Source organism: Nocardia sp. NPDC059229 (genome assembly GCF_042754165.1).
Classification (GTDB): Bacteria; Actinomycetota; Actinomycetes; order Mycobacteriales; family Mycobacteriaceae; genus Nocardia.
Genome location: NZ_JBHZAK010000001.1, coordinates 1,298,663 through 1,320,135, shown reverse-complemented (window position 1 = coordinate 1,320,135; position 21,473 = coordinate 1,298,663). Strand labels below are relative to the sequence as shown.

General features: G+C 69.2%; 21 protein-coding genes and 1 riboswitch. Of the genes, 14 read left to right on the top strand and 7 right to left on the bottom strand.

Annotated features, from left to right (window positions below):
* The first annotated feature begins 32 nt into the window (after nucleotides 1-32).
* The 5 genes from eno to ACFXHE_RS06165 all read left to right on the top strand — a co-directional run bounded on the left by eno (nucleotide 33) and on the right by ACFXHE_RS06165 (nucleotide 5,479).
* Nucleotides 33-1,319 carry a phosphopyruvate hydratase gene (gene eno, locus ACFXHE_RS06185; RefSeq protein ID WP_354833209.1) on the top strand — a complete coding sequence of 429 codons (1,287 nt, stop codon included), beginning with the start codon at nucleotides 33-35 and terminating at the stop codon, nucleotides 1,317-1,319.
* 69 nt (nucleotides 1,320-1,388) lie between these two features.
* Complete coding sequence (locus ACFXHE_RS06180; RefSeq protein ID WP_379380268.1) at nucleotides 1,389-2,081, top strand: septum formation initiator family protein; 693 nt, start codon at nucleotides 1,389-1,391, stop codon at nucleotides 2,079-2,081.
* The gene (locus tag ACFXHE_RS06175; RefSeq protein ID WP_379380266.1) at nucleotides 2,078-2,626 is read left to right on the top strand and encodes a DUF501 domain-containing protein; all 549 of its coding nucleotides are present in this window, start codon (nucleotides 2,078-2,080) and stop codon (nucleotides 2,624-2,626) included. Before ACFXHE_RS06180 ends, ACFXHE_RS06175 begins: the two co-directional genes overlap by 4 nt.
* A gap of 247 nt (nucleotides 2,627-2,873) precedes the next feature.
* Nucleotides 2,874-3,878: an exopolyphosphatase gene (locus tag ACFXHE_RS06170; protein ID WP_379380264.1), complete on the top strand. Its 1,005-nt coding sequence runs from the start codon at nucleotides 2,874-2,876 to the stop codon at nucleotides 3,876-3,878.
* A 134-nt stretch (nucleotides 3,879-4,012) separates the two neighbouring features.
* Nucleotides 4,013-5,479 (top strand): peptide MFS transporter, encoded by a 1,467-nt coding sequence (locus ACFXHE_RS06165; protein ID WP_379380262.1) that lies wholly within the window; start codon nucleotides 4,013-4,015, stop codon nucleotides 5,477-5,479.
* Nucleotides 5,480-5,488: 9 nt separating this feature from the next.
* Here the strand turns inward: ACFXHE_RS06165 and ACFXHE_RS06160 are convergent, their stop codons facing one another.
* Nucleotides 5,489-5,800 (bottom strand): hypothetical protein, encoded by a 312-nt coding sequence (locus tag ACFXHE_RS06160; RefSeq protein ID WP_364625100.1) that lies wholly within the window; start codon nucleotides 5,798-5,800, stop codon nucleotides 5,489-5,491.
* A 189-nt stretch (nucleotides 5,801-5,989) separates the two neighbouring features.
* Here ACFXHE_RS06160 and ACFXHE_RS06155 point away from each other — a divergent pair, with 189 nt between their 5' ends.
* Nucleotides 5,990-6,856 (top strand): alpha/beta fold hydrolase, encoded by an 867-nt coding sequence (locus ACFXHE_RS06155; protein ID WP_379380260.1) that lies wholly within the window; start codon nucleotides 5,990-5,992, stop codon nucleotides 6,854-6,856.
* Between the two features lie 17 nt (nucleotides 6,857-6,873).
* On the opposite strand, the gene ACFXHE_RS06150 is transcribed toward ACFXHE_RS06155, so the two are convergent.
* Entirely contained in the window at nucleotides 6,874-9,618 is a 2,745-nt protein-coding gene (locus ACFXHE_RS06150; RefSeq protein ID WP_379380258.1) for an AAA family ATPase, read from the bottom strand.
* A gap of 344 nt (nucleotides 9,619-9,962) precedes the next feature.
* Here ACFXHE_RS06150 and ACFXHE_RS06145 point away from each other — a divergent pair, with 344 nt between their 5' ends.
* The 3 genes from ACFXHE_RS06145 to ACFXHE_RS06135 all read left to right on the top strand — a co-directional run bounded on the left by ACFXHE_RS06145 (nucleotide 9,963) and on the right by ACFXHE_RS06135 (nucleotide 12,978).
* Entirely contained in the window at nucleotides 9,963-11,435 is a 1,473-nt protein-coding gene (locus ACFXHE_RS06145; RefSeq protein ID WP_379380256.1) for an MDR family MFS transporter, read from the top strand.
* Between the two features lie 149 nt (nucleotides 11,436-11,584).
* Nucleotides 11,585-12,001 (top strand): nuclear transport factor 2 family protein, encoded by a 417-nt coding sequence (locus ACFXHE_RS06140; protein WP_379380254.1) that lies wholly within the window; start codon nucleotides 11,585-11,587, stop codon nucleotides 11,999-12,001.
* 110 nt (nucleotides 12,002-12,111) lie between these two features.
* Complete coding sequence (locus ACFXHE_RS06135; protein ID WP_379380252.1) at nucleotides 12,112-12,978, top strand: NAD-dependent epimerase/dehydratase family protein; 867 nt, start codon at nucleotides 12,112-12,114, stop codon at nucleotides 12,976-12,978.
* Nucleotides 12,979-13,082: 104 nt separating this feature from the next.
* On the opposite strand, the gene ACFXHE_RS06130 is transcribed toward ACFXHE_RS06135, so the two are convergent.
* Nucleotides 13,083-13,451, bottom strand: coding sequence for a nuclear transport factor 2 family protein (locus ACFXHE_RS06130; protein ID WP_364625112.1), 369 nt, complete (start codon nucleotides 13,449-13,451; stop codon nucleotides 13,083-13,085).
* Nucleotides 13,452-13,690: 239 nt separating this feature from the next.
* Nucleotides 13,691-13,762, top strand: a riboswitch (cobalamin riboswitch).
* Between the two features lie 59 nt (nucleotides 13,763-13,821).
* Here ACFXHE_RS06130 and ACFXHE_RS06125 point away from each other — a divergent pair.
* The 3 genes from ACFXHE_RS06125 (at nucleotide 13,822) to ACFXHE_RS06115 (ending at nucleotide 16,473) form a co-directional block, all read left to right on the top strand.
* Nucleotides 13,822-14,943: a HoxN/HupN/NixA family nickel/cobalt transporter gene (locus ACFXHE_RS06125; protein ID WP_379380250.1), complete on the top strand. Its 1,122-nt coding sequence runs from the start codon at nucleotides 13,822-13,824 to the stop codon at nucleotides 14,941-14,943.
* Nucleotides 14,944-15,126: 183 nt separating this feature from the next.
* Nucleotides 15,127-15,699: a hypothetical protein gene (locus tag ACFXHE_RS06120; RefSeq protein WP_379380248.1), complete on the top strand. Its 573-nt coding sequence runs from the start codon at nucleotides 15,127-15,129 to the stop codon at nucleotides 15,697-15,699.
* Between the two features lie 135 nt (nucleotides 15,700-15,834).
* Entirely contained in the window at nucleotides 15,835-16,473 is a 639-nt protein-coding gene (locus tag ACFXHE_RS06115) for a sigma-70 family RNA polymerase sigma factor (protein ID WP_379380246.1), read from the top strand.
* Here the strand turns inward: ACFXHE_RS06115 and ACFXHE_RS06110 are convergent.
* Nucleotides 16,457-16,696, bottom strand: coding sequence for a zf-HC2 domain-containing protein (locus ACFXHE_RS06110; RefSeq protein WP_379380244.1), 240 nt, complete (start codon nucleotides 16,694-16,696; stop codon nucleotides 16,457-16,459). The two genes, ACFXHE_RS06115 and ACFXHE_RS06110, sit on opposite strands and share 17 nt — an antisense overlap.
* A gap of 111 nt (nucleotides 16,697-16,807) precedes the next feature.
* On the opposite strand from ACFXHE_RS06110, the gene ACFXHE_RS06105 reads away from it, so the two are divergent.
* The gene (locus ACFXHE_RS06105; RefSeq protein WP_379380242.1) at nucleotides 16,808-18,013 is read left to right on the top strand and encodes an MFS transporter; all 1,206 of its coding nucleotides are present in this window, start codon (nucleotides 16,808-16,810) and stop codon (nucleotides 18,011-18,013) included.
* Nucleotides 18,014-18,054: 41 nt separating this feature from the next.
* Nucleotides 18,055-19,065: a hypothetical protein gene (locus ACFXHE_RS06100; RefSeq protein ID WP_379380241.1), complete on the top strand. Its 1,011-nt coding sequence runs from the start codon at nucleotides 18,055-18,057 to the stop codon at nucleotides 19,063-19,065.
* Nucleotides 19,066-19,105: 40 nt separating this feature from the next.
* Here the strand turns inward: ACFXHE_RS06100 and ACFXHE_RS06095 are convergent, their stop codons facing one another.
* The 3 genes from ACFXHE_RS06095 to ACFXHE_RS06085 are packed head-to-tail and all read right to left on the bottom strand — an operon-like array spanning nucleotide 19,106 to nucleotide 21,374.
* Entirely contained in the window at nucleotides 19,106-19,897 is a 792-nt protein-coding gene (locus ACFXHE_RS06095) for an ABC transporter substrate-binding protein (protein ID WP_379380239.1), read from the bottom strand.
* Nucleotides 19,840-20,718 carry a metal ABC transporter permease gene (locus ACFXHE_RS06090; RefSeq protein ID WP_379380237.1) on the bottom strand — a complete coding sequence of 293 codons (879 nt, stop codon included), beginning with the start codon at nucleotides 20,716-20,718 and terminating at the stop codon, nucleotides 19,840-19,842. Before ACFXHE_RS06090 ends, ACFXHE_RS06095 begins: the two co-directional genes overlap by 58 nt.
* Nucleotides 20,715-21,374 carry a metal ABC transporter ATP-binding protein gene (locus ACFXHE_RS06085; protein WP_379380235.1) on the bottom strand — a complete coding sequence of 220 codons (660 nt, stop codon included), beginning with the start codon at nucleotides 21,372-21,374 and terminating at the stop codon, nucleotides 20,715-20,717. Before ACFXHE_RS06085 ends, ACFXHE_RS06090 begins: the two co-directional genes overlap by 4 nt.
* Between the last annotated feature and the right edge of the window lie 99 nt (nucleotides 21,375-21,473).

The window sequence follows — 21,473 nt, the reverse complement described above, 5'->3', positions numbered from 1 at the left end:
TGCCGAGTCAGCAGCCGAAGGAGTGTCGTTTCGTGGCCATCATCGAACAGGTCGGAGCTCGCGAGATCCTGGATTCGCGTGGCAACCCCACTGTCGAGGTCGAGATCGCTCTCGACGACGGCACCCTCACCCGCGCGGCCGTGCCCTCCGGCGCGTCCACCGGTGAGCACGAGGCCGTCGAGCTGCGTGACGGTGGCGACCGCTACCAGGGCAAGGGCGTGCAGAAGGCCGTCGAGGGCGTCCTCGACGAGATCGCCCCGGCCGTGATCGGTCTCGACGCCGTCGAGCAGCGCACCGTCGACCAGACCCTGCTGGATCTGGACGGCACCCCGGACAAGTCGCGTCTGGGCGCCAACGCCCTGCTGGGTGTTTCGCTCGCGGTGGCCCGCGCGGCCGCCGAGTCCTCTGGCCTGGAGCTGTTCCGCTACGTCGGCGGCCCGAACGCCCACGTCCTGCCGGTGCCGATGATGAACATCCTCAACGGTGGCGCGCACGCCGACTCCGGCGTCGACGTCCAGGAGTTCATGATCGCCCCGATCGGTGCGGCCACCTTCAAGGAGTCGCTGCGCTGGGGCGCGGAGGTCTACCACACGCTGAAGTCGGTGCTCAAGTCCCAGGGCCTGTCCACCGGTCTGGGCGACGAGGGCGGTTTCGCGCCGTCGGTCGCGAATACCCGTGCCGCCCTGGACCTGATCGCCTCGGCGATCGAGAAGGCCGGTTTCAAGCTGGGCAGCGAGATCGCGCTCGCGCTCGACGTGGCCGCCACCGAGTTCTACACCACCGGTGAGGGTTACAAGTTCGAGGGCAAGCTGCACACCGCCGCCGAGATGGCCCAGTTCTACGCCGGCCTGCTCGGCAACTACCCGATCGTCTCGATCGAGGACCCGCTGTCCGAGGACGACTGGGACGGCTGGGTCTCCCTGACCGACCAGATCGGCGACAAAGTGCAGCTCGTCGGCGACGACCTGTTCGTCACCAACCCGGACCGCCTGGAGGAGGGCATCGCCAAGGGCGCGGCCAACGCACTCCTGGTGAAGGTCAACCAGATCGGCACCCTGACCGAGACCCTGGACGCGGTCGAGCTGGCTCACCGCAACGGCTACAAGACCATGATGAGCCACCGGTCCGGCGAGACCGAGGACACCACCATCGCCGACCTGGCGGTGGCGGTCGGCTCCGGCCAGATCAAGACCGGCGCCCCGGCCCGCTCGGAGCGCGTCGCCAAGTACAACCAGCTGCTGCGTATCGAGGACGCCCTGGGCGACTCGGCGCGCTACGCCGGTGACGCCGCCTTCCCGCGATTCGCGTTCGAAGGCTGAATAATCGGTAGCTCGAGCCCCGACCCGGACCCCGAGAGTTGGGACTACTACTGAATTTCGAGGTGTGAGATGACGGAGCGACGGGCGCGCGGAACTAGTCCGGCAGGACGAAGTGACCGGCGCCCGTCGCGCTCCGCTCGCGCCAAGAGCGGCTCGGCCGGGAAGCGGAACGAATCCGCCGCGGTCCCGAAATCCGGTGCCGCCGCGAAATCTTCGAGCTCGAGCAGCAGCCGCACGACCTCCGGGAAGCCGGCTCCCAAGCGTCGCACCGGCCCCAGGGCGGCCGCGAAATCCGAACGGCACGAACGCAAGATCCTCGGCCTGTCCACCGGACGTGCCGTGCTGCTGGCTGCCGTGCTGGCGGGGCTCGCGCTCACCCTGGCGGTGCCGCTGCGCACCTACTTCACGCAGCGCTCGGACGCCTCCGAGCTGGCCGCTCAGCATCGCCAGCTGGAGGAGGAGGTCGTGAGCCTGCGCGATCGCCGTGCGCAGCAACAGGATCCGAACTACATCAAGGCCGAGGCCCGGGACCGCTTGCGTCTGGTGATGCCGGGGGATACGCCCTACATCGTGCAGATCCCCGAGATCGAGCAGCCGGCCATCCCGACCCAGCCCGCCAAACCCCGGGAGCCCGACCCCTGGTACACGCAGCTGTGGCACAGCGTTTCCTCGCCGCAGCCCGTTGCCGCCCCCGCTCCCACCCCGCCACCCGCACCGGCGCCCCCGCCGCCCGCCCCCACCGAGGAAGGACAACCCAGGTGACCGCAGCCGAGAACGTCCCCGGCGAGCGCGATCTCGCGATCGTCGCCGAGCAACTGGGCCGGGCTCCGCGCGGCGTGCTCGCCATCGCCTACCGCACTCCGGACGGCCTGCCCGCGGTGGTCAAGACCGCGCCCAAGCTTCCGGACGGCACCCCCTTCCCGACCCTGTACTACCTGACGGACCCGCGCCTGACCGCCGAGGCGAGCCGCCTGGAGACCACCGGTCTGATGCGCGACATGTCCGAACGGCTCACCCGCGACCCGGAACTCGCCGCCGCCTACCGCGCCGCGTACGACAGCTACCTGTCCGAGCGCAATGCCATCGAGGACCTCGGCACCGACTTCGCCGGCGGCGGCATGCCCGACCGGGTCAAGTGCCTGCACGTCCTCATCGCCCACTCCCTGGCCAAGGGCCCGGGCCTCAACCCCCTCGGCGACGAGGCCGTCGCCCTGGCCGCCGACCACGGCTTGCGCGGCACCGCCATTCCGGCGGACTGGCCGAAATCCGAGGAGTACCGCACCGATTCGGAGACCGCCGGCGAATGAGCCGGCCGCGCCCGGGTGAACAGCTGGCTTGCGCCGGTCCGGCGGGCGGGCACCGATGCGGAGCAGGGCGCGAGCTCAGCCGCTCTCGTGAGGTTCGATCGACCGCACCGGGCAGTGGGATGGGTAGGCTGCCGAGGGCGTGGAGTCGGCCGCCGGGTGCCGGGCCGGAGTCGGCCGCGCCGCCGCGAGGGCCGGGTGGCCTGCTCGGCGAGATGTGTTCAGAACCAGTCGAATTCAGAGGTCAGGGATGAGCAACGCAGAGTTCGCGCGGAGTGCGGCCCCCGGTGCGGAAGCACACGAGCGGATCGCGGGCGTCGACTGTGGAACCAACTCGATCCGGCTCTTGATCGCCGATGTCGCGCGCGACGCCGATGGTAAGCCGCATCTGACCGATGTGCATCGGGAGATGCGGATCGTGCGACTGGGCCAGGGCGTGGACGCCACGGGTGCGCTGAATCCCGAAGCGATCGAACGCACCCGGGTGGCGCTGGGCGACTATGTCGACCTCATGCTGAAGCACGGTGTGACACGGGTGCGGATGGTGGCCACCTCCGCCACGCGCGATGCCGCCAACCGCGAGGACTTCTTCACCATGACCGGCGTCGAGCTGGGCCGGGTGGTGCCGGGGGCCCAGGCCGAGATCATCAGCGGCGACGAGGAGGCGCGGCTGTCCTTCGCCGGTGCCGTCGGCGAACTGTCCAGCGCCGCAGGACCTTTCGTGGTGGTGGATCTCGGCGGCGGGTCGACCGAGGTGGTACTGGGCGACGCGTCCGGCGTGCACGCGGCGTACTCGGCCGATATCGGCTGCGTGCGCATCACCGAGCGCTGCCTGCACGGCAATCCGCCCACCCGCGAGGAGGTCGCCTCGGCGCGCTTCTTCGCCTCGGAGCGGCTGGCGCAGGCGTTCGGCGTGGTGCCGGTGGAGCGGGCGCACACCTGGGTGGGTGTGGCCGGGACCATGACCACGATCGCCGCGGTGTCGCTGGATCTGCCCGAATACGATTCGGAGCGCGTGCATCTCACCCGCCTGCCGCTGGCCGACCTGCGCAAGGTGTGCGATCGGCTGATCGGCATGAACCACGACGAGCGGGCCGCGCTCGGGCCCATGCATCCGGGCCGGGTGGATGTGATCGGTGGTGGCGCGGTAATAGCCGAAGTGCTTGCCGATGAGCTGGCGCGGCGTGCCGGGATCCGCGAGCTGATTGTCAGCGAACACGACATCCTGGATGGCATCGCACTGTCCATTGCCTGATCAAGTCACTTGTTGAGCGGCTGCGGGACATTTGTCCCTCGGCCCCGCACATTCTGAACATTCCCTTGGCAATTGTGACGCAGGTTAACATCTGAGGTTGCTGTCGGATTGCCTTTTATGGGAGGGTCGCCGGTATGTCAGGAGTAGCTCAAGACGCGAAACCGGCCACTGAACGGACCCTGTTCGGCCACCCCATCGGTATCGCGAATCTGTTCGGCGTCGAATTGTGGGAACGGTTCTCGTTCTACGGAATGCTCACGATTCTCGGCTACTACCTGTACTACACGGCCACCGACGGCGGCCTCGGCATGGCCAAGTCCACCGCCACCGGCATCGTCGGCGCCTACGGCGGTCTGGTCTATCTGTCGACCGTGCTCGGCGCGTGGGTCGCGGACCGGCTGCTCGGCTCGGAGCGCACCGTCTTCTACGGCGGCGTCGTGGTCATGGCCGGCCACATCGCGCTGGCCATCCTGCCCGGCCTGATCGGTGTCGGCGTCGGTCTGGTGCTGGTCGCGCTGGGATCGGGTGGCCTGAAAGCGAATGCCTCCTCGCTGCTGGGCACCCTGTACGAGAAGGACGATCCGCGCGCGGACGGCGGCTTCACGCTGTTCTATCTCGGTATCAACCTGGGCGCCTTCGCCGGTCCGCTGATCACCGGCCTGCTGCAGGATCACGTCGGCTTCCACTACGGCTTCGGCGCGGCCGCCATCGGTATGGCGATCGGCCTCACCCAGTACGTCATCTTCCGCAAGAACCTGGGCGAGCACGGCCGCGACGTGCCGAACCCGTTGCCGGGCACCGCGATTCCCAAGGTTGTGACGGCCTTCGCCGCGATCCTCGTGGTGGTCGCCATCGCCTGGGCCACCAAGCTGGTGACCCTGTCCAACCTGCCCGACGCCACCACCTTAGTGATCGTCGTGGCCTCGATCGCCTACTTCGCCATTATGCTCACCAGCGAAAAGGTGACCCCGATCGAGCGCACCCGGGTGCGCGCCTACATGCCGCTGTTCATCGCGAACGCGGTGTTCTGGTCGCTGTTCCAGCAGATCTTCACCGTGCTGGCGGTGTACTCCGACGAGCGCATGAACTGGTCCATCTTCGGCTGGACTGCGCCGTCGAACTGGATCGGTTCCATGGAGCCGGTGTGGATCATCGCGCTGTCGCCGCTGTTCGCGATCATGTGGACCCGCCTGGGCATGCGCTCCCCGAGCACCCCGCGCAAGTTCTCGCTGGGCGTGATCGGGATGGGCGCGGCCTTCCTGCTGTTCACCCTGTTCGCGGGCAGCCACGGCAAGTCGGTGTCGTTCGTGATCGTCTTCTTCATCCTGGGCGCGTTCGCGGTCTCGGAGCTCATGCTCTCGCCGATCGGTCTCTCGGTCACGACGAAGCTGGCCCCCAACGCTTTTCGCGCTCAGATGATGGCCCTGTACTTCTTCTCGGTCGGCATCGGCACCTCGATGTCGGGCGTGCTGTCCAAGTTCTACGACCCGTCCCACGAACTGGTGTACTTCGGCATCACCGGCCTGGTGGCCATGGTCGTCGGCGCGATCGTCTGGGCCGTCGCGCCCTGGATCAGCCGCCACATGGAGGGCGTGCACTAGCTCCCGTCGTCACATGCCCGGCATGGCCAGGAATTCGTAGATGTCGATGGTGCCGCCCCATTCGGTGTGCGGATGGCCCTTCAGCACCTCCTGAAGTGCTTCGCTGGAGTCGGCCTGCAGGATGGAGAAGCCGCCGATCCCGCCGTCGGCATTGAGGGATCCGGGTCCCAGCGGCGACCCGAGATCGACGATCGCGGACCCCGCCCGCCCCGCCCAGTCCATCCAGGCCTTCATGCCCGCCGCCTGGGCTTCGGGGGTGGTCTGGGCCATCCGCTCGCGAGCGGACTGATCCGACTTGTAGATCACCAGGAATTTGGTCATTGGTGACTCCTGACTGTATCCCGGTCGAATCCGGCTGACCGGGCCTTTTCCGACTGGTTCGCCAATCGTATGCCGACGCTCCGGCCGATGGTGGGAATGGGTGGCCGAACGCATCCGTCGACGCGTGCCGGGAGACCGGTCGCGAGTACTTAAGTACGACAGATTCCCGGTCACGCGGATCTTCATAACGTGGTGTTCATCAAGTTCGAACCAGCGATCCGAGCCAAAGGGATTCCCATGTTCTTCACCACCCCCACCGACGGCACCACGCTCGCCTACGAGGACTACGGCACCGGACCGGCCATCGTGTTCGTCGCCGGGGCCATGCTCGCTTCCGATATGTGGGAGTACCAGATCCCCTTCTTCGCCGACCTCGGCTACCGCTGCATTTCGCTGGATCGCCGTGGCCACGGTCGCTCCGACCGGCCGCGCGGCGGCTACGACCTCGACACCACCGTCGACGACCTGGCGGCCCTGCTCGACCACCTGGACCTGACCGAGGCCACCCTGGTCGGGCATTCCACCGGCGGCGTGGAGATCGCCCGCTACCTGGCTCGGCACGGCGAATCCCGGGTGGCGCGAGTGGCTTTCGTCAGCTCGATGCTGCCGTTCCTGAAGCTCACCGACGACAACCCGGGCGGGGCTCCTGTGGCGGTGCTCGAGGACATGCTGCACCGCATCCGCACCGACCGGCCCAAGTGGCTGGCCCGGCAGTCGCAGCTGTACTTCGCCGAGCAGTTCGGCACCGAGGTGTCGCCCGAGCAGTCGGACCTCACCTACCGGCAGTGCCTGTCGACCGCGCCGTGGGCGACGCTGAAGATCCAGGAGGCGGTCTTCCACGCCGACAGCCGGGAAGCGGTGCGCGGCATCACCGTTCCGGCGCTGATCGTGCACGGCGACGCCGACTTCTCGGCGCCGATCGACATGACCGGCCGCCGCACCGCCGAGCTGCTGCCCGGTGCGACCTACCGCGAGTACCAGGCCGCCGGGCACGGGCTCTATGTCACCCACGCCGAGCAGCTCAACAACGACCTGCTCGAGTTCATCAAGGCATGACCCGGCAGTCACGATGATCAATGAAGTTGTGCGGCAATATCCTTCAGCTCGCCCCGCGAGGTGACGCCGAGCTTCGGGTACGCCTTGTAGAGGTGGTAGCCGACGGTGCGGTGGCTCAGGAACAGCTGCGCGGCGATGTCGCGGTTGGACAGGCCCTGGGCGGCGAGGCGGACGATCTGCAATTCCTGCGGGGTCAGGCCGGTCACGGTACTGCGCGACGGACCAGGATCGGAATCCGGTGCGCCGGCCGCGGTGAGCTCGTGGCGGGCGCGCCTGGCCCACGGGTCCAGCTCCAGCCGTTCGAAGACCTCGAGGGCTTCGTGCAATCGGGTGCGCGCCTCGGCCTTGCGGCGGGCGCGGCGCAGCCATTCGCCGTAAAGCAGAGCGGTACGGGCGAATTCGATGGGACGGGCCTCGCGGTCGTGCAGCTCGAGCGCCTTCGCGTACAGGTCTTCGGCATTCTCGTCGTCCAGCAGCGCGCGGCAGCGCAGCACCAGGGCGTCGGCCCAGCCCTGTCCCACCGACTCCGCCCAGCCGGCGAAGTTCGTGAAAGGCGCCGCGGCGCGCTCCGGGGCCCCGATCCGCACCGCGGCCTCGACCAGATCCGGCACCGCCCGGGTGGCGCAAATATGGTGATCGAACGGCGATTTCGTCAAACGCTCGAAGCGCGACAGCGCCGATTCCGCTCGCCCGGCCCCGAGGTCCAGCAGCCCCAGCGACCAGTGCGCCCACGGTGCGCCCGGTGCGATCGCTCCCGGCGTATCCCCGGCGAGGCCGAGCTCGGCCTGCGCCCGGCACTCGTCCTCATCGCCGCGCAGTGCGTCCAGATGCGCCAGCACACTGCTGAGTTGGCGCACCCACTGCTGCTGACCGGTGTCGCGGGCGAGGTCGCGGGCCTCGACCGTCGCGGTGCGCGCATCGCGCAGGCGGCCGGTGAAGATATCGGCCTCGCCGGCGAAGAAGAGGACGGTCGGCAGTCGCCCGGCGGCACCGGCGGCGCGATGCTTGCCCTCCAGGGACATGGCCAGATCGAAGGCGGGCCCGTCCTGGCCGCGCGCGAGCGCGATGCCGCAGAGGATCGACAGGACCTGGTCGGAAACCTCTCCCCGGGAACGGATTTCGCCGAGAATGTCCGTCAGCGCCAAGGGCCGGCCCGGGCCACGGTCGAACAGCCGGCCGATGAACCGCACCACCGGGGTCACCGGCAGCGCATCCGGCAATCGCAGGTCCGCAAGGTGTTCGAGGACCTCCCGCAAATCGGCCTCGCCCAGATACCACCCGGTGTGCATGGCCTGCACCAGCATGTCCGCCGCCTGTGCGGGTTCGGTGGCCGCGATGCTCGTCGCCGCGTCGATCAGCAGCCGGTGCGCATCCGGAAACTTGCCCTGCCAGAAGAGGGCCAGCGCCCGCACCTGGGAAAGACTGGCGCGCAACGATTCCGAGCTCACCTCGCGGGCCGTGCGCCGGGCCAGCTCGGCCGCCCGCTCCAGATCACCCGACTCCAGCGCCGCCTGAGCGGCCAGCGTCTGACGCCGCGTCCGATCCTCCGGCCGATCGCTGAGCCGGGCCGCCCGATCGTAGGCGGCGGCCGCCGACTTGTGCCCGCCGCGTTCGCGCGCGCGAACAGCGCTGCGCTCCAAGGCATCCGCCACCTCGGCATCGGGACCGAGGGCCGCCGCCGCGCGATGCCAGGCCCGCCGATCCGCCTGCTCGGGCGCGTCCAGCGCCTCGGCCAGGGCGCGGTGCACCGCCAATCGCTGTCCCAGCGGGGCACGTTGGTACACCGCCGCGCGAATCAGCGGGTGGCGGAACGTGATCGACAGGTCGGCGCCGGTCCCGCGCTGCAACAGTCCGGCAGCCTCGGCGGGCGCGAGATCATCGATGCCCGCTCCCAGGCTCGCCGCCGCACGCAGCACGACGGCGGGCTCAGTGGATTCATCGGTGGCCAGCACGGTCAGCAGGGTCTGGGTCGGCTCCGGCAGCCGACTGATCCGGCCGTGGAAGGCCAGCCGCAGCCGATCGGTCAGGGGCAGCGCGCCCGCGGCGAGATCCGGCGTCGATTCGGCGGCCATCGCCAGCGGCAGTTCGCGCAGGGCCAGCGGATTGCCGCGCGCCTCGGCGAGCAGCCGGTAGCGCACGGCTGGGGTGAGCGCATGCTCATCCAGCAGGGCCGCCGCCGCCTCGTGGGACAGACCGGTCAATCGCTGCTCGGGCAGCCCGGCGGCCTCGAACGATCCCTCGCCCTCGCGGACGCCGAACAGCATGGCCACACCCTCGGCCTGCAGCCGCCGGGCCGCGAACAGCAGCGCGTCCTGCGAGGCCCGGTCCAGCCACTGCGCGTCGTCGACCACGACCAGCAGCCCGGCGCCGTCGGCATAATCCGTGAGCAGCGACAACACCGCCAGACCAGTGAGCATGGGCTCGCGCCCGCCGGGACCGAGGCCGAGTGCGCCCGCCAGCGCCGCCCGCTGCGGTTCCGGCAGGCCGGGCAGCCGGTCCAGGGCGGGGCGCAGCAGCAATTGCAGTCCGGCGAACGGCAATTCGGCCTCGACCTCGACGCCGGTGCCCCGCAGCACCCGCACGGCGTCCACCCGCGCGGCGGCGTATCCGAGCAGCGCCGTCTTGCCGATCCCGGGTTCTCCACGCAGCACCAGCGCCGCGCTGCGCCCGTCGCGCGCACCCTCGATCAGGGCGTCGAGCGCCTGCTGTTCACGCTCACGTCCATGCAGCTGCGGAATGTGTTCGGCCACGGTCGTTCTCACACCCTCCCGCCCCGCGACCGCACCATCGCGGCGGGGCATCCTCCTACATCATGGCGGGTTCCGGATCCGGGACCGATCCGAGCTCACGTCCACTCAAACGTGACCTGCCTCACTCCGCAATTTTGCCGAGCTCGATAAGTGCTGGTAACAGCACACTTTCAGCATGCTATGGGGCTGCGGTTCACCCGATAATCGGATGAATTCTGTCGGACCCCGCCGGAATACTGACCGGAGACCGATGAGTTGAGCGATCTGTACCCGTCTGCATCGATATGGCCCCCCGGACGGCACTGTCGCCGATTCGGCGTCCCCCCTCGAATACGAACACCCCCGGAGGTTTTCCGATGCCCGATCTATCCGCTAGCTCGACCAAGCAGCGGACGCCAACGGTCATCCGGTTGCTGGTGCTCGCGACCTTCACGGTGATCTTGAACGAGACCATCATGATCAATGCGATTCCGCGGCTCATGACGGATCTTCACGTGACCGAGCGGTCCGCGCAGTGGGTGTCCACGGCGTTCATGCTCACCATGGCAGCGGTCATTCCGGTGACCGGCTGGTTCCTGCAGCGCGTCAGTACCCGGCGCGCGTACTCCCTCGCGATGGGTGTCTTCCTCCTCGGCACCGCGGTGGCCGCGATCGCGCCGTCGTTCGCGGTGCTGCTGATGGGCCGGGTCGTCCAGGCCGGCGGCACCGCGGTCATGATGCCGCTGCTCATGACCACCCTGATGACGGTCGTGCCGGAGCACGACCGCGGCCGCGTGATGGGCAATGTCACCCTGGCCATCTCGGTCGCCCCGGCCATGGGCCCGGTCATCTCCGGCCTGGTGCTCCAGATCGGTTCGTGGCGCTGGCTGTTCGCGCTGGTGCTGCCCATCGCCGGGGTGGTGACCTGGTTCGGGCTGCGCAAGCTGGAGAACGTCGGTGAGCCGCAAGCGGGTTCGATCGACTGGTTCAGCGTGGCGTTCGCGGCCCTCGGCTTCGGCGGGCTGGTGTACGGCCTGAGCAAGTTCGGCGCGGGCAGCGCGCTCACTCCGGCGCTGATCGTCGCCGGCGGTGTGGCCCTGGTCGCCATCTTCGTCTTCCGTCAGGTGTACCTGCAGCGCAACGGCAGCCCGCTGATGGATCTGCGAATCCTGTTGTCCGGCACCTACGCCAAGGCACTGGTCCTGATGGCCGTGGCCTTCCTGGCCATGATGGGCTCGATGATCCTGCTGCCGCTGTACCTGCAGAACCTGCGCGGCCTGAGCCCGCTGCAGACCGGTCTGCTGGTCATGCCCGGCGGTCTGGCCATGGGTCTGCTCGGTCCGACCGTGGGCCGGCTGTTCGACCGGTTCGGCGGCCGCGTCCTGGTGATTCCGGGCGCGATCGGCATCACCGCCGCCCTCGTCGGCTTCACACAGCTCTCGCTGACCACGCCGTATCCCGCGCTGGTGGCGCTGCACGTCCTGCTGATGGTGTCGCTGGCCGCCGCCTTCACGCCGGTGTTCACGCTGGGCCTGGGTGCGTTGCCGATGCACCTGTACTCGCACGGCAGTTCCATGCTGGGCACGCTGCAGCAGGTGGCCGCGGCCTTCGGTACCGCGCTGGTGGTGACGGTCATGACGTCGCGGGCCACCCATCTGACCGATGGCGGCGCCAACCCGCTCGACGCCCACCTGTCCGGCATGCGGCTGGCGTTCGCGGTCTCCGCGGCGCTGGCGCTGGTCGTCATCGTGATGGCGGTGCTGCTGCCCAACCGCGCCGAATCGCCGGAGCCGGTCGAGGATTCGCCCGAGGCCCTGGACGCGTCCGGCGTCGCACTGGTCAAGGACTGACTCGCCGAGCGTGAAAGCGCCCGTGGCCCAACGCCACGGGCGCTTTCATGTATCGGTGGTCCGGCACCCTGCATCGATAAGCGTTCTTTATCGCAGAGTGTGTGAGCTGCCCCTTGGTCGGGCTCGGGATTTCCAGTGAACTGAATGGCATGAGCAGCACAGACGAAACCCGGACGGTGATCGAGAACTACATTCGCGCCCTGCAGGGCGGCGAGGCGGTCGAGCGGCGCAGCGAGTTCTTCGCGCCCGATGCCACCTGGACGCTGGCCGGGGACCTGCCGACCGCGGGCACCTGGGTCGGGCCGGATCAGATCTTCCACGGCTTCCTGCCCGCCATGCTGGCGCGCTTCGACACCACCAAACCCATGAGCCAGGAGGTGCGTGGCGTGATCGCCGATGGGGACCGCGCCGTGGCAGAGTGGACCACCCGCGCGACCACCGTGGCGGGCGCGGAGTATGTCAACGATGTCGTCATCGCCTTCCGCGTCGCCGGCGGCCGAATCGCGGAAGCCCGGGAATATTTCGACACCGCGTACGCGAATCGCGTGCTGTTCGCCGGTAATTGACGTGCTGTTCGCTGGTAATCGAGAACGTACCCACTGACAGCGGAATACCAGTGCGGCCGACGAGGCTGTCGTGAAGACGGCCGGCGTGGCCGAGATGGAGGAGAAGATTCATGCGAGTACTGATCATCGGGGCCGGCGGCTACCTGGGTTCCGCGGTCGCCGAACGCTTTACCGGACTGGGCCACGAGGTGGTGGCACTGGTACGGCCGGGTAAGGACGGCGAGGCCGGATTCGAGACGCGCACCGGCGACCTCGCCGATCCGGCATCCCTCACCGCCGCTGTCACTCCCGATATCGACGCCGTGGTCAATCTCGCCACCCCCAGTGGAAACGCGGACGTGGACGCCGCCGCCATCGCCGCCCTCACCGACCCGCTGCGCGGCACCGGCAAGCCCTTCGTCTACACCAGCGGCGTCTGGGTCCTCGGCGCGACCGATGGCGCTGACGAATCCGCGGCCACCAACGCCATTCCCATCGTCGGCTACCGCCCGGTCATCGAACGCCAGGTCCTCGCCCTCGCCGATGCGGGCGTCCGCGCCGCGGTCATCCGCCCCGGCATCGTGCACGGCCGCAATGGCGGAATCCCCGCTCTCCTGGTCGATCTCGCCCGCAAGCACAATGCCCCGGTCGTCGTCGCCGACTCCACTGTCGTATGGCCCACCGTTCATGTGGACGACCTGGCCGACCTCTTCGTGAAGGTCGTCGAATCGGCTCCGGCGGGCACCATCTGGCACGCGATCACCGAGCCCGCCGTCTCGGTGCTCGACCTCGCCACCGCTGCGGCCCAGGCCGCCGGTGTCTCCGGCGACCCGGTGATCTGGCCGCTAGCCGAAGCCGAAGCCGCCCTCGGCGCTCCCTTCGCCGAAGCCTTGGCCCTCAGCCAATCCGTCACCGGCCACGCCGCCCGCGCCGACCTCGGCTGGAACCCCCAGGGCCCCAGCGCAACAGCCGACCTGAGCGCCGGTTCCTACCGCTGATCAACGTCGGCCGGGTGGCCGCCCGCATCGAGCGGCCACCCGGCCTCGCTGGAGTTCCGGCGATCGCCGACCGCCGCGCCTCCGAACTGCTTGCGGCGCAACGATCAAGCCCCCGCGGGGACTTTGTCGAGGAAGCCGTAGACGCGTTCGATGCGCCCGTCCTCGGCGAGGGCGGCGACATCGAAGCCGACGACCAGGGGCTCCGCGCCCGGGGTGCCGAGGTGCCAGGTGAAGCGGGCGATGTGGTGGTTCGCGTCGACCGGAGCGCCGAGGCTGAACTCCAGTCCGGCGAACTGAGCCTGGACCGCGGCGATGGTGGCATCCAACCCGGCGTGCCCGCGGACCGAGCACAGCGGGTCGGTGTATTCGGCGTCGTCGGTGAACAGTTCGGCGACCAGGGCCGCGCGGGCCGAGGCGTCGGTGGTGTTCCAGGCGGTGAGGTAGCGCTGGACGAGTTCGTTGATGTCGCTCATGTCGGTTCTCCTTGCTGGTGTGAACTTGATGAGCACAACGTTATGAAGAATGCCGGACCTGGGAATCTGTCGTACTTAGGTACTCATGACCGGTCTCCCCGCACCACGGTTCCCCGGTCGTCCGGAGACGGTCCATCACGAATCCGATGTCATTCGGGCGCGGGATCGTCCGGGCCCGCTGCCCGTCGGGGCCGTTGCCGCTGCTCTGTATAGTCGGGCGAACATTTTGTGACGATGGTGGGAACCCGGTGGGAATCCGGGACGGTCGCGCCACTGTGTCCGGGCCGCTGCGGCGGTACGGGAGTCAGACCTCACATCGCCACAGCCCTACGTGCGGGGACGCGGGTTCCCCGAGAAGGTCTCTGCGCGCATGTCTGTCGATCCTGGTTCGAATTCCGCTGTCCCCGCGCGCCGTCGGTTGCGGCATGTCCTGCACGACTGGTCGCGGCGGGACTGGATCGAGGCGGGGGTGCTGCTCGGGGTGGTCGCGGCCATCCATGTGGTGGCGTTCGGGCTGTTGTTCGGGGCGGTGGCGCCGCACAGCTATCAGCTCGGGTCGCAGGTGTTCGGGGTCGGATTGGGTTTCACCGCCTACGCCTTCGGCCTGCGGCACGCGTTCGACGCGGACCACATCGCGGCGATCGACAATACGACCCGGAAGCTGATGGCCGATGGGCAGCGACCCAAGTCGGTGGGGTTCTGGTTCGCCATGGGGCACGCGACGATCGTGTTCGTGCTGGCCGCGCTGGTGGTGGCCGGGGCGCGGGTGGTCGGCGAGCTGGTCGACGACGACTCGCCGACCCGCAAGACCCTGGGCGTCGTCTCGACGGTGGCGTCCGGATCGTTCCTGTATCTGATCGGGCTGCTCAATGTGGTTGCGCTGATCGGGATCTGGCGGGTGTTCCAGCGCAGCCGGCACGGCGAGTTCGATGCCGAGGAGCTGGAGGCCGCCCTGCAGGCCCGTGGTGCGCTTGCTCGGCTGCTGGGCCCGGTCATGCGGGCGGTGCGCCGGCCGGTCCAGGTGTATCCGGTGGGCGTGCTGTTCGGGCTGGGCTTCGACACCGCCACCGAGGTGGCCCTGCTGGCCCTTGCCGGTTCCGGGGCCGCGGCCGGGCTGCCCTGGTACGCGATCGTGGTGCTGCCGCTGCTGTTCGCCGCGGGCATGAGCCTGATGGACACCCTCGACGGACTGTTCATGAATGTGGCCTACGACTGGGCCTTCTCCGAACCGATCCGCAAGATCTACTACAACCTGACCATCACCGCGCTGTCGATCGCGGTGGCGCTGGTCGTCGGCTCCATCGAACTGATCACCGTCCTCCACGACGACGCGGACTTCGTCAACCCGATCACCGACTGGATCGCCGGAATCAACCTGAACAATGTCGGATTCGGCATTGTCGGCCTGTTCGTGCTGGCCTGGATCATCGCCGTCGCCTACTGGCGCTGGGCCAAGGTCGAGCAGCGCTGGACCTCGGCCCCGTCGGAATGAATCCTGCCTGTCGGCCGCGGTGATCGCACCGCAGTGGTGAACCCGGGCGGGACCTGCGCCGTCGTATCGACGTGTGCCCGATCCCGCCATTGCATTCATGGGATGACATGAGGTCGAGAAGCCCTCTGGCACAGGCGTTCGCGTGGTGATGCGACGATGGACCATGCCATGACCGACCCACTCGTGACCCCGGTGTCGCGTGCCGTGCGGGCGGCGATCTTCGCCGTGATCGCCGTCGCGGTATCGGCCGCTGGGCACAGTCACGTGGTCGGGCACGGGCTGTCGTTCTCGGCGCTGGTAGTGGCTTGGGCCGGGACCGCCGCGGTGGCATGGGTTTTCGCCGATCGGCAGTGGGGTGTGCTGCCCATCGTTGGTGGTTTGGCCGGCATGCAGTTGGTGCTGCATGTGTGGTTCGGGCTCGCGCCCATGTCGGGCGGCCACATGAACCACGTTGCGGGGATGAGCGGCGCCGCGAGCGCCGGGTCCAGCACTCCCGCGATGATCGCGGCGCATTGCCTGGCTGCGATGTTCTGCGGCATCTGGCTGTGGCGCGGCGAACGGGCTTTGTTCGCACTGTTGCGCGCGCTGTATGCGCGCTTTTTCGTGCCGCTGCTGCTCGTCTATCTCCATCCGAGTGTGCCCGCCGGCCTGTCGGCCGGACGGGTGGCGGAACACCGGGTTCCGAAGCCATCGGAAACCCTGCTGCGGCATGTGCTGGCTCGACGCGGTCCGCCCGCGTGTGCATTCCAGGTCTGAACAGTTCACTGCCGGTGGCGAATTCGCCCGCCGGTGACTGATCGACCGCCCCCTTCGCGGTGTGCCGCTGATCGTGCGGCGACCGATTCCGATCGACGTCTCATTGCTGTGGCGTCTGCAATCGAAGGCTTGGCAATGCACCTAATCCCTTCCGCGTCAGCGTCTGCGCGCGGCCTCGTCCGGGCGACCCCGGCCCCGAACAGTCCCGCGGTCTCGGCGGATGATCAGCTGACCGCGCTCGCGCTCGCCGCCGGTCGTGGCGATCGCGGCGCCCTCGAAGAATTCATTCGCGGGACCCAGCGCGACATCTGGCGTTTCACGGCGCATCTGACCGATGTGCAATCCGCCGACGACCTCACCCAGGAGACCTACCTCCGCGCGTTGCGCAGCCTGCCCGGTTTCGCCGGCAGGTCCTCGGCGCGAACCTGGTTGCTGTCCATCGCCCGGCGCACCGTCGTGGACCGGATCCGAAGCGCCGCAGTGCGCCCGAAGAAGGCCTCCGGCGACTGGCAGACCGCGATCGATGAACGCTGCGAGCGTGACAGTTCCGACTTCCCCGAAATGCTCGCCATCGCCGACCTTTTGCGCGGCCTGCCCGACGATCGCCGGGAGGCGTTCGTGCTCACCCAGATGCTCGGCCTGTCCTATGCGGAGGCGGCCCAGGCCGTCGGCTGTCCAGTTGGGACCGTCCGGTCCCGGGTGGCCCGTGCCCGGGAATCCCTCGTCCTAGCGTGGCAGGAGCCCGACCGGCCCATCGTCACGAGACCGAGCTGAGCGGCGAGTTCGGCGGCAGTTGTCGCAGGATGTCGGCCGTGAGGTCGGGAACCGGGGAGCCGGGGTGTGCTGTCAGCGTCCGCTGCAGCGATTCCGCGCGCCGGTACCAGGAACGGCAGTCGGCGCAGGCGTCCAGGTGCCGATCGGCCGATTCGGCCGCGATGGGCTCCTGTTCGCCGTCGATTCGCGCGGACAGCGCTTCGCGGATCGTTTCGCACCTCATGGCTCAATGGTCGCGCAGGCCCGGCGGGAAGTTCCCGGCGGGCCGGACGGGGACGCGGGTCCCGGACAGATCCGCGGGAACCGCGGCCGCCGTTCATTCGACTTGTCGGGTGTGAGTGTGCGCGCGGAAACCCCGGCGGTCACGGCTGTCCGCAGCTCGGTGCTGACGGTGCTGCTGACCACGGCGATGGCCCTGTCCATGCTGCCGCTGTTCCTGCTGGGCGCGCTGGGTCCCCGGCTGGTCGGCGAATTCGGCATTGCCACAGGGCAACTGGGGTTGCTGGTGGCTGCCGGGTTCGGGGTGGCGGCGGTACTGTCGCCGGTGGTCGGTCCGATGGTGGCGGCGCTGGGGGCCCGGCGCTGCCTGATCGGAATGTTCGCGCTGTCCGCGCTGGCCCTCGCCCTGTTCGCGGCGGCACCTGGTTACGGGGGACTGGTGGCGGCGATCGCGGTGTCCGGGCTGGGACAGGCCCTGGCCAACCCGGCGACGAATCAATTGATCGCAACCCGTGTTCCGGCCGCCGTGCGCGGTGCCGTGGCGGGATGGAAGCAGTCGGGCGTGCAGTTCGGCGCGTTTCTCGCCGGACTGCCCCTGGCGGCGATCGCGGGTGCGGTGAGCTGGCGCGCGGCCGTGGCCACGGCGGCGGCGATCGCGGCGCTCGCGGTGGCGGCGGCGCTCACGGTGGTGAAAGATCCGCAGCCGCCGCGTCTTCCGCCACTGGTGGTGGCGCGCCCGCACGGCGACGCGGGATGGATGTGCGGCTACTCGGTACTGCTCGGGACCGGAATCTCGGCGATCAACACGTATATCGCGCTGTACGCCGCCAAGCAGCTGGGGCTGTCCGCGGGCGCGGCGAGCGCCCTGGTCGCCGTGCTCGGCGTCGCCGGAGTCGCTGGGCGAGTGGGCTGGACCCGATGGTCGTCCCGATTGCCGACCCCGGCGATCCTGCTGGGGCCCTTGGCCTTCGGCGCGGCGGTCGCGGCGCTGGGAGTTCTCGCCGGGACCTGGTGGAGCGGGTGGGTGTGGCTGGGCGCGCTCGGCATCGGCTGCTGTGCGGTCTCGGCGAATGCCGTCTCGATGATGACCGTCATCGCGACGGCCGCGCCCGAGCACGTGGGCCGTGACTCGGCGGTGGTGTCGGCGGGGTTCTTCGCCGGATTCGTCATCGGGCCACCGGTTTTCGGCGCGCTCGTGGACGCCTCGGACGGCCGCTACGGACCCGCGTGGACCCTGGTGTCGGGGGCGTTCCTCGCGGCGGCAGCGGTGGCGTGGTGGTGGCGCGCGCGGACCGCGCGACGAACGAAGTCGGATGCGTGATGACCTCGGAGACGGATCGAATTGGCGGGACACCCCCGGGCATGCGCGCAGCCGCCGCGCTGGAGCTGATGGTGGACCGGATCACGGTCACCGAAGCGGCTGTGCGAGACCGATTTCCGCTGTACGCCGAGCCGGACACGGGGGAGTGGACGACGACCCGCCGCGGTTCCTGGGTGGCGGGGTTCTGGGCCGGGCAACTGTGGTTGCGGGCGCGACTGACGCGGGATACGCGGCACCAGGGCGTGGCGGAGGACTGGACGCGACGGCTGGCCCCCGCCGCCGCGGTGGACACTGTCACCCGCGGGCTGACCCTGTGGTACGGGGCTGCTGCCGGGCACCGGCTCGGGGTCTCGGAATCGGGGCGTCGACTCGTACGTCAGGGCGCGGAACAACTGGCCGCGACCTTCGACTCCGAGGCCGGAATTCTGCCCTGGGGAACGGCTTTCAATGATCCGGCCGAACCGGTCATCGCACGTGTGGACGGCCTCGCGGGCACGATCCCGCTGCTCGCGTGGACCGGTGCCGGAGCCGTCGCGGAACGTCACCTGGCAACTCACCTGCGTACCTGCTCGGGTCCGGCGGAGTTGATCCCGGCCCTTTCCTTCGCACACGGCCGCTGGGAGCCGCACGCCGAGCCCGCCGCCGGATGGTCGCGAGGTGAGGCGTGGCTGCTGCTGGCGCTGGCGGATGCGGGACTCTGGCTCGATGCCGAATACACCCGGCGGGCAGTCGAATTGCTGAGCGAATGGCCATGGCCGCCGGCGGCTGTCCCGGCGGCCGTGCGCGGTGAACCGCTGGTGCTCGACACATCGGCCGCCTCGATCATGGCGGTGGCCCTGTGCAAACTCGGGCGCTCCGATCGCGCCCGTGAGTTGGTCGAGGTCCTTGTCGGCGAGCATCTTTCGACCGGTGAGTCGCCTGGGCGACTGTTGAACGGCTGCTACGACCTGTCGCGCGGTCTGGCGACCCGCCACGAATTGATCTGGGGCGACTTCTTTCTCATGCTCGCGCTGGCGATCCTGTCCGGCGAGGTCGATCCAGCCGAACTGTGATCGCCCCGCCGGACACGCCGCCCAGCCCGGCCCCGGCCGCTCAGCCGTGCATCGCTGCCGTGAGCTTGCCGGCGGCGTCCCGGTAGACCGAGAGCAGATCCTGGTCCTGCGTGGGGTAATTGGTGAGATCGATCTGCTTGGCGGACGAGCCGGGCAGCACCTGGCCGGTGCTCATCTGCTCATTGCCCAGCACATACTGCGGATTCTTGGCGGAGAGGTCCGCGACCTGCCCCGGGGTGATGGGCGCCGGACCATAGGTGCCGAGCACCTGCGCGCCGGACAGCTGGGCGGCGAAGCCCATGAACGCCTGCTGCACCACCTTCGGCGGCTGCCCACCCGGCCAGGCGGTCTTGACGTCGGTGGCGAGCTTGCCGTACTCGGTCTCGAAATCGACGATCCACTTGTCGGCCGTGGTGCGGGTGCCGAACAGGTCGCCCAGGCGGCGCACCTCGGATTCCATGGTGTCCTTGGCATTGTCGAGATTGACCTCGACCAGCTTGGCCCTCGAGCCGGCCGCGTCCTTGATCTTGCCCGCGAAGCCTTCGAACTGCGCGTACAGCACGAAGTCGGCCTTGGCGACCTCGGCCAGATCCGACGGCTTGGGGTCGTAGTCGGGGGCGTGTTTGATCGAGGCGGGCACGATGACCGTCACCTCGGACGCCCCGGCCGCCTTGGCGAACGCCGCCTCCCACGAACTCGCGGCCACCACATGCGGGCCGTTGTGGTCATGGTCGCTGCTCGAAGAACAGCCGGTGGCAACGGCCGCACCGGTGATCAGTGCAACGGCACCGATCGCGGTGCGCGCGAGCCGGTTTCGTCGGATGAGGGCCATCCTCGTCTTCTCCAATCGGGTATCACATGAACTACGAGGGCGACCGCCCCCGCCAAGAGCACCAGGACCGGACCGGGCGGCAGGTCCAGTGCCACCGCGAGCGTGAAGCCCGCGATATTCACCACCACGCCCACCACGACCGCGGTGATCGCCATGGTGGTCAGCGAATTCGCCAGCCGGCGCGCCGCCAGGGCGGGCAGCAGGGTCAGCGCGTCCACCAGCAGCGCGCCGGTGAGCCGGATGCCGGCGGCGACCGCGATCGCGACCAGCACCAACAGGATCAGGGTGAGCCGATCCACCCGCACCCCCGAGCAGGCGGCCAGTTCCCGGTCGTGCAGCAGCAGTCCGATCTGGCGGCGGCGCGACACGAACAGCAGCGGCACCACCGCGGCGAGCACACCCAGCAGCACAACATCGGCGGTGCGGGTGGCGAGGATGGATCCCCAGAGCAGTTCGAACGCGCCATTGGCGTTGACACCCGAGATCGACAGCACCAGCAGTGCGCCCGCAATGGACAGGCTCATCAAAAGGCCCATGGCCCCGGACAATCCGGTGCGGCTGCGGGCCAGCGGCGTCAGCGCCGCCCCCGATCCGCCGCAGGCCACCAGGGCGCAGAGCATGGGATCCAGCCCGGTCAACATGCCGACCGCGATGCCGAGCAGCGCCACGTGCATCATGGCGAACCGCACCGGCATGATGTCCAGCCCGATGATGACCACGCCCACGATCGGCAGCCCGACCGCGCCCAGCACCAGCGCGAACAACCCGCGCTGAACCGGAGCCAGCTGCCACACGTCCATGAAATTCGCCGCACTGTTCACGCGATCTCCTCATGCCGGGCAGGGATTTCGCGCAGGCGGCCGTCGGCCATCTCGAGCACGCGATCACAACGGTCGGCCAGCGCGCGATCATGGGTTACCACCAGCACCGTTACGGGCAGCGCCACCAGCAATTCGGCCGCCTCGGCCTGACCGGCGAAATCCAGTGCGGCCGTGGGCTCGTCGGCCAGCAGCAGCCGTGCGCCCGCGGCGACGCAGCCGACCGCACGCGCCAGATACATGCGCTGCAACTGACCGCCCGACAGCGTGTCCAGCGGCCGATCCGCGAAGTCCGCCACGCCGAGCCGCTCACCGGCCTCCAGCGCCGCGCCGAGATCGCCACTGCTGACCAGTAATTCGCGCGCCAGCAGCGGAAACCGGCCGGAGGCCTGCCGCTGCGGAATCCACGCGGCGACCTTGCGCCGGCGATCCCAGTCTCGCGCCGACCGCGCCCGGTCCCCGTCCACGGCAATGACACCCGACGACACCGGGTGCAGCCCCAGCAGTGCGCGCAGCAGTGTCGTCTTCCCGGACCCGTTGGTACCGGTGAGCGCGACCCGCTCGCCGGGCTCGACCACCAGATCGACCTCTCGCACGACCGCACGCCGGTCGTGCGCACAGCACACCCCGGTCAGCTCCACCCTCGATCCCGCTCGCACCCTCAGCTCCCACTCGTCGTCGATCCACAAGTCGTGCGGCGAATCGATTCGGTTCCCGGGATTTCGAGGTCTCTGTCCGCCGCTGCCCGCTTCTCGCGG

Coding starts and splice junctions, on each gene's coding strand:
- ACFXHE_RS06180 (WP_379380268.1), top strand. CDS start 1,389: ATGACGGAGCGACGGGCGCGCGGAACTAGTCCGGCAGGACGAAGTGAC.
- ACFXHE_RS06170 (WP_379380264.1), top strand. CDS start 2,874: ATGAGCAACGCAGAGTTCGCGCGGAGTGCGGCCCCCGGTGCGGAAGCA.
- ACFXHE_RS06165 (WP_379380262.1), top strand. CDS start 4,013: ATGTCAGGAGTAGCTCAAGACGCGAAACCGGCCACTGAACGGACCCTG.
- ACFXHE_RS06160 (WP_364625100.1), bottom strand. CDS start 5,800: ATGACCAAATTCCTGGTGATCTACAAGTCGGATCAGTCCGCTCGCGAG.
- ACFXHE_RS06145 (WP_379380256.1), top strand. CDS start 9,963: ATGCCCGATCTATCCGCTAGCTCGACCAAGCAGCGGACGCCAACGGTC.
- ACFXHE_RS06140 (WP_379380254.1), top strand. CDS start 11,585: ATGAGCAGCACAGACGAAACCCGGACGGTGATCGAGAACTACATTCGC.
- ACFXHE_RS06135 (WP_379380252.1), top strand. CDS start 12,112: ATGCGAGTACTGATCATCGGGGCCGGCGGCTACCTGGGTTCCGCGGTC.
- ACFXHE_RS06130 (WP_364625112.1), bottom strand. CDS start 13,451: ATGAGCGACATCAACGAACTCGTCCAGCGCTACCTCACCGCCTGGAAC.
- ACFXHE_RS06125 (WP_379380250.1), top strand. CDS start 13,822: ATGTCTGTCGATCCTGGTTCGAATTCCGCTGTCCCCGCGCGCCGTCGG.
- ACFXHE_RS06115 (WP_379380246.1), top strand. CDS start 15,835: ATGCACCTAATCCCTTCCGCGTCAGCGTCTGCGCGCGGCCTCGTCCGG.
- ACFXHE_RS06110 (WP_379380244.1), bottom strand. CDS start 16,696: ATGAGGTGCGAAACGATCCGCGAAGCGCTGTCCGCGCGAATCGACGGC.
- ACFXHE_RS06100 (WP_379380241.1), top strand. CDS start 18,055: ATGCGCGCAGCCGCCGCGCTGGAGCTGATGGTGGACCGGATCACGGTC.
- ACFXHE_RS06095 (WP_379380239.1), bottom strand. CDS start 19,897: ATGGCCCTCATCCGACGAAACCGGCTCGCGCGCACCGCGATCGGTGCC.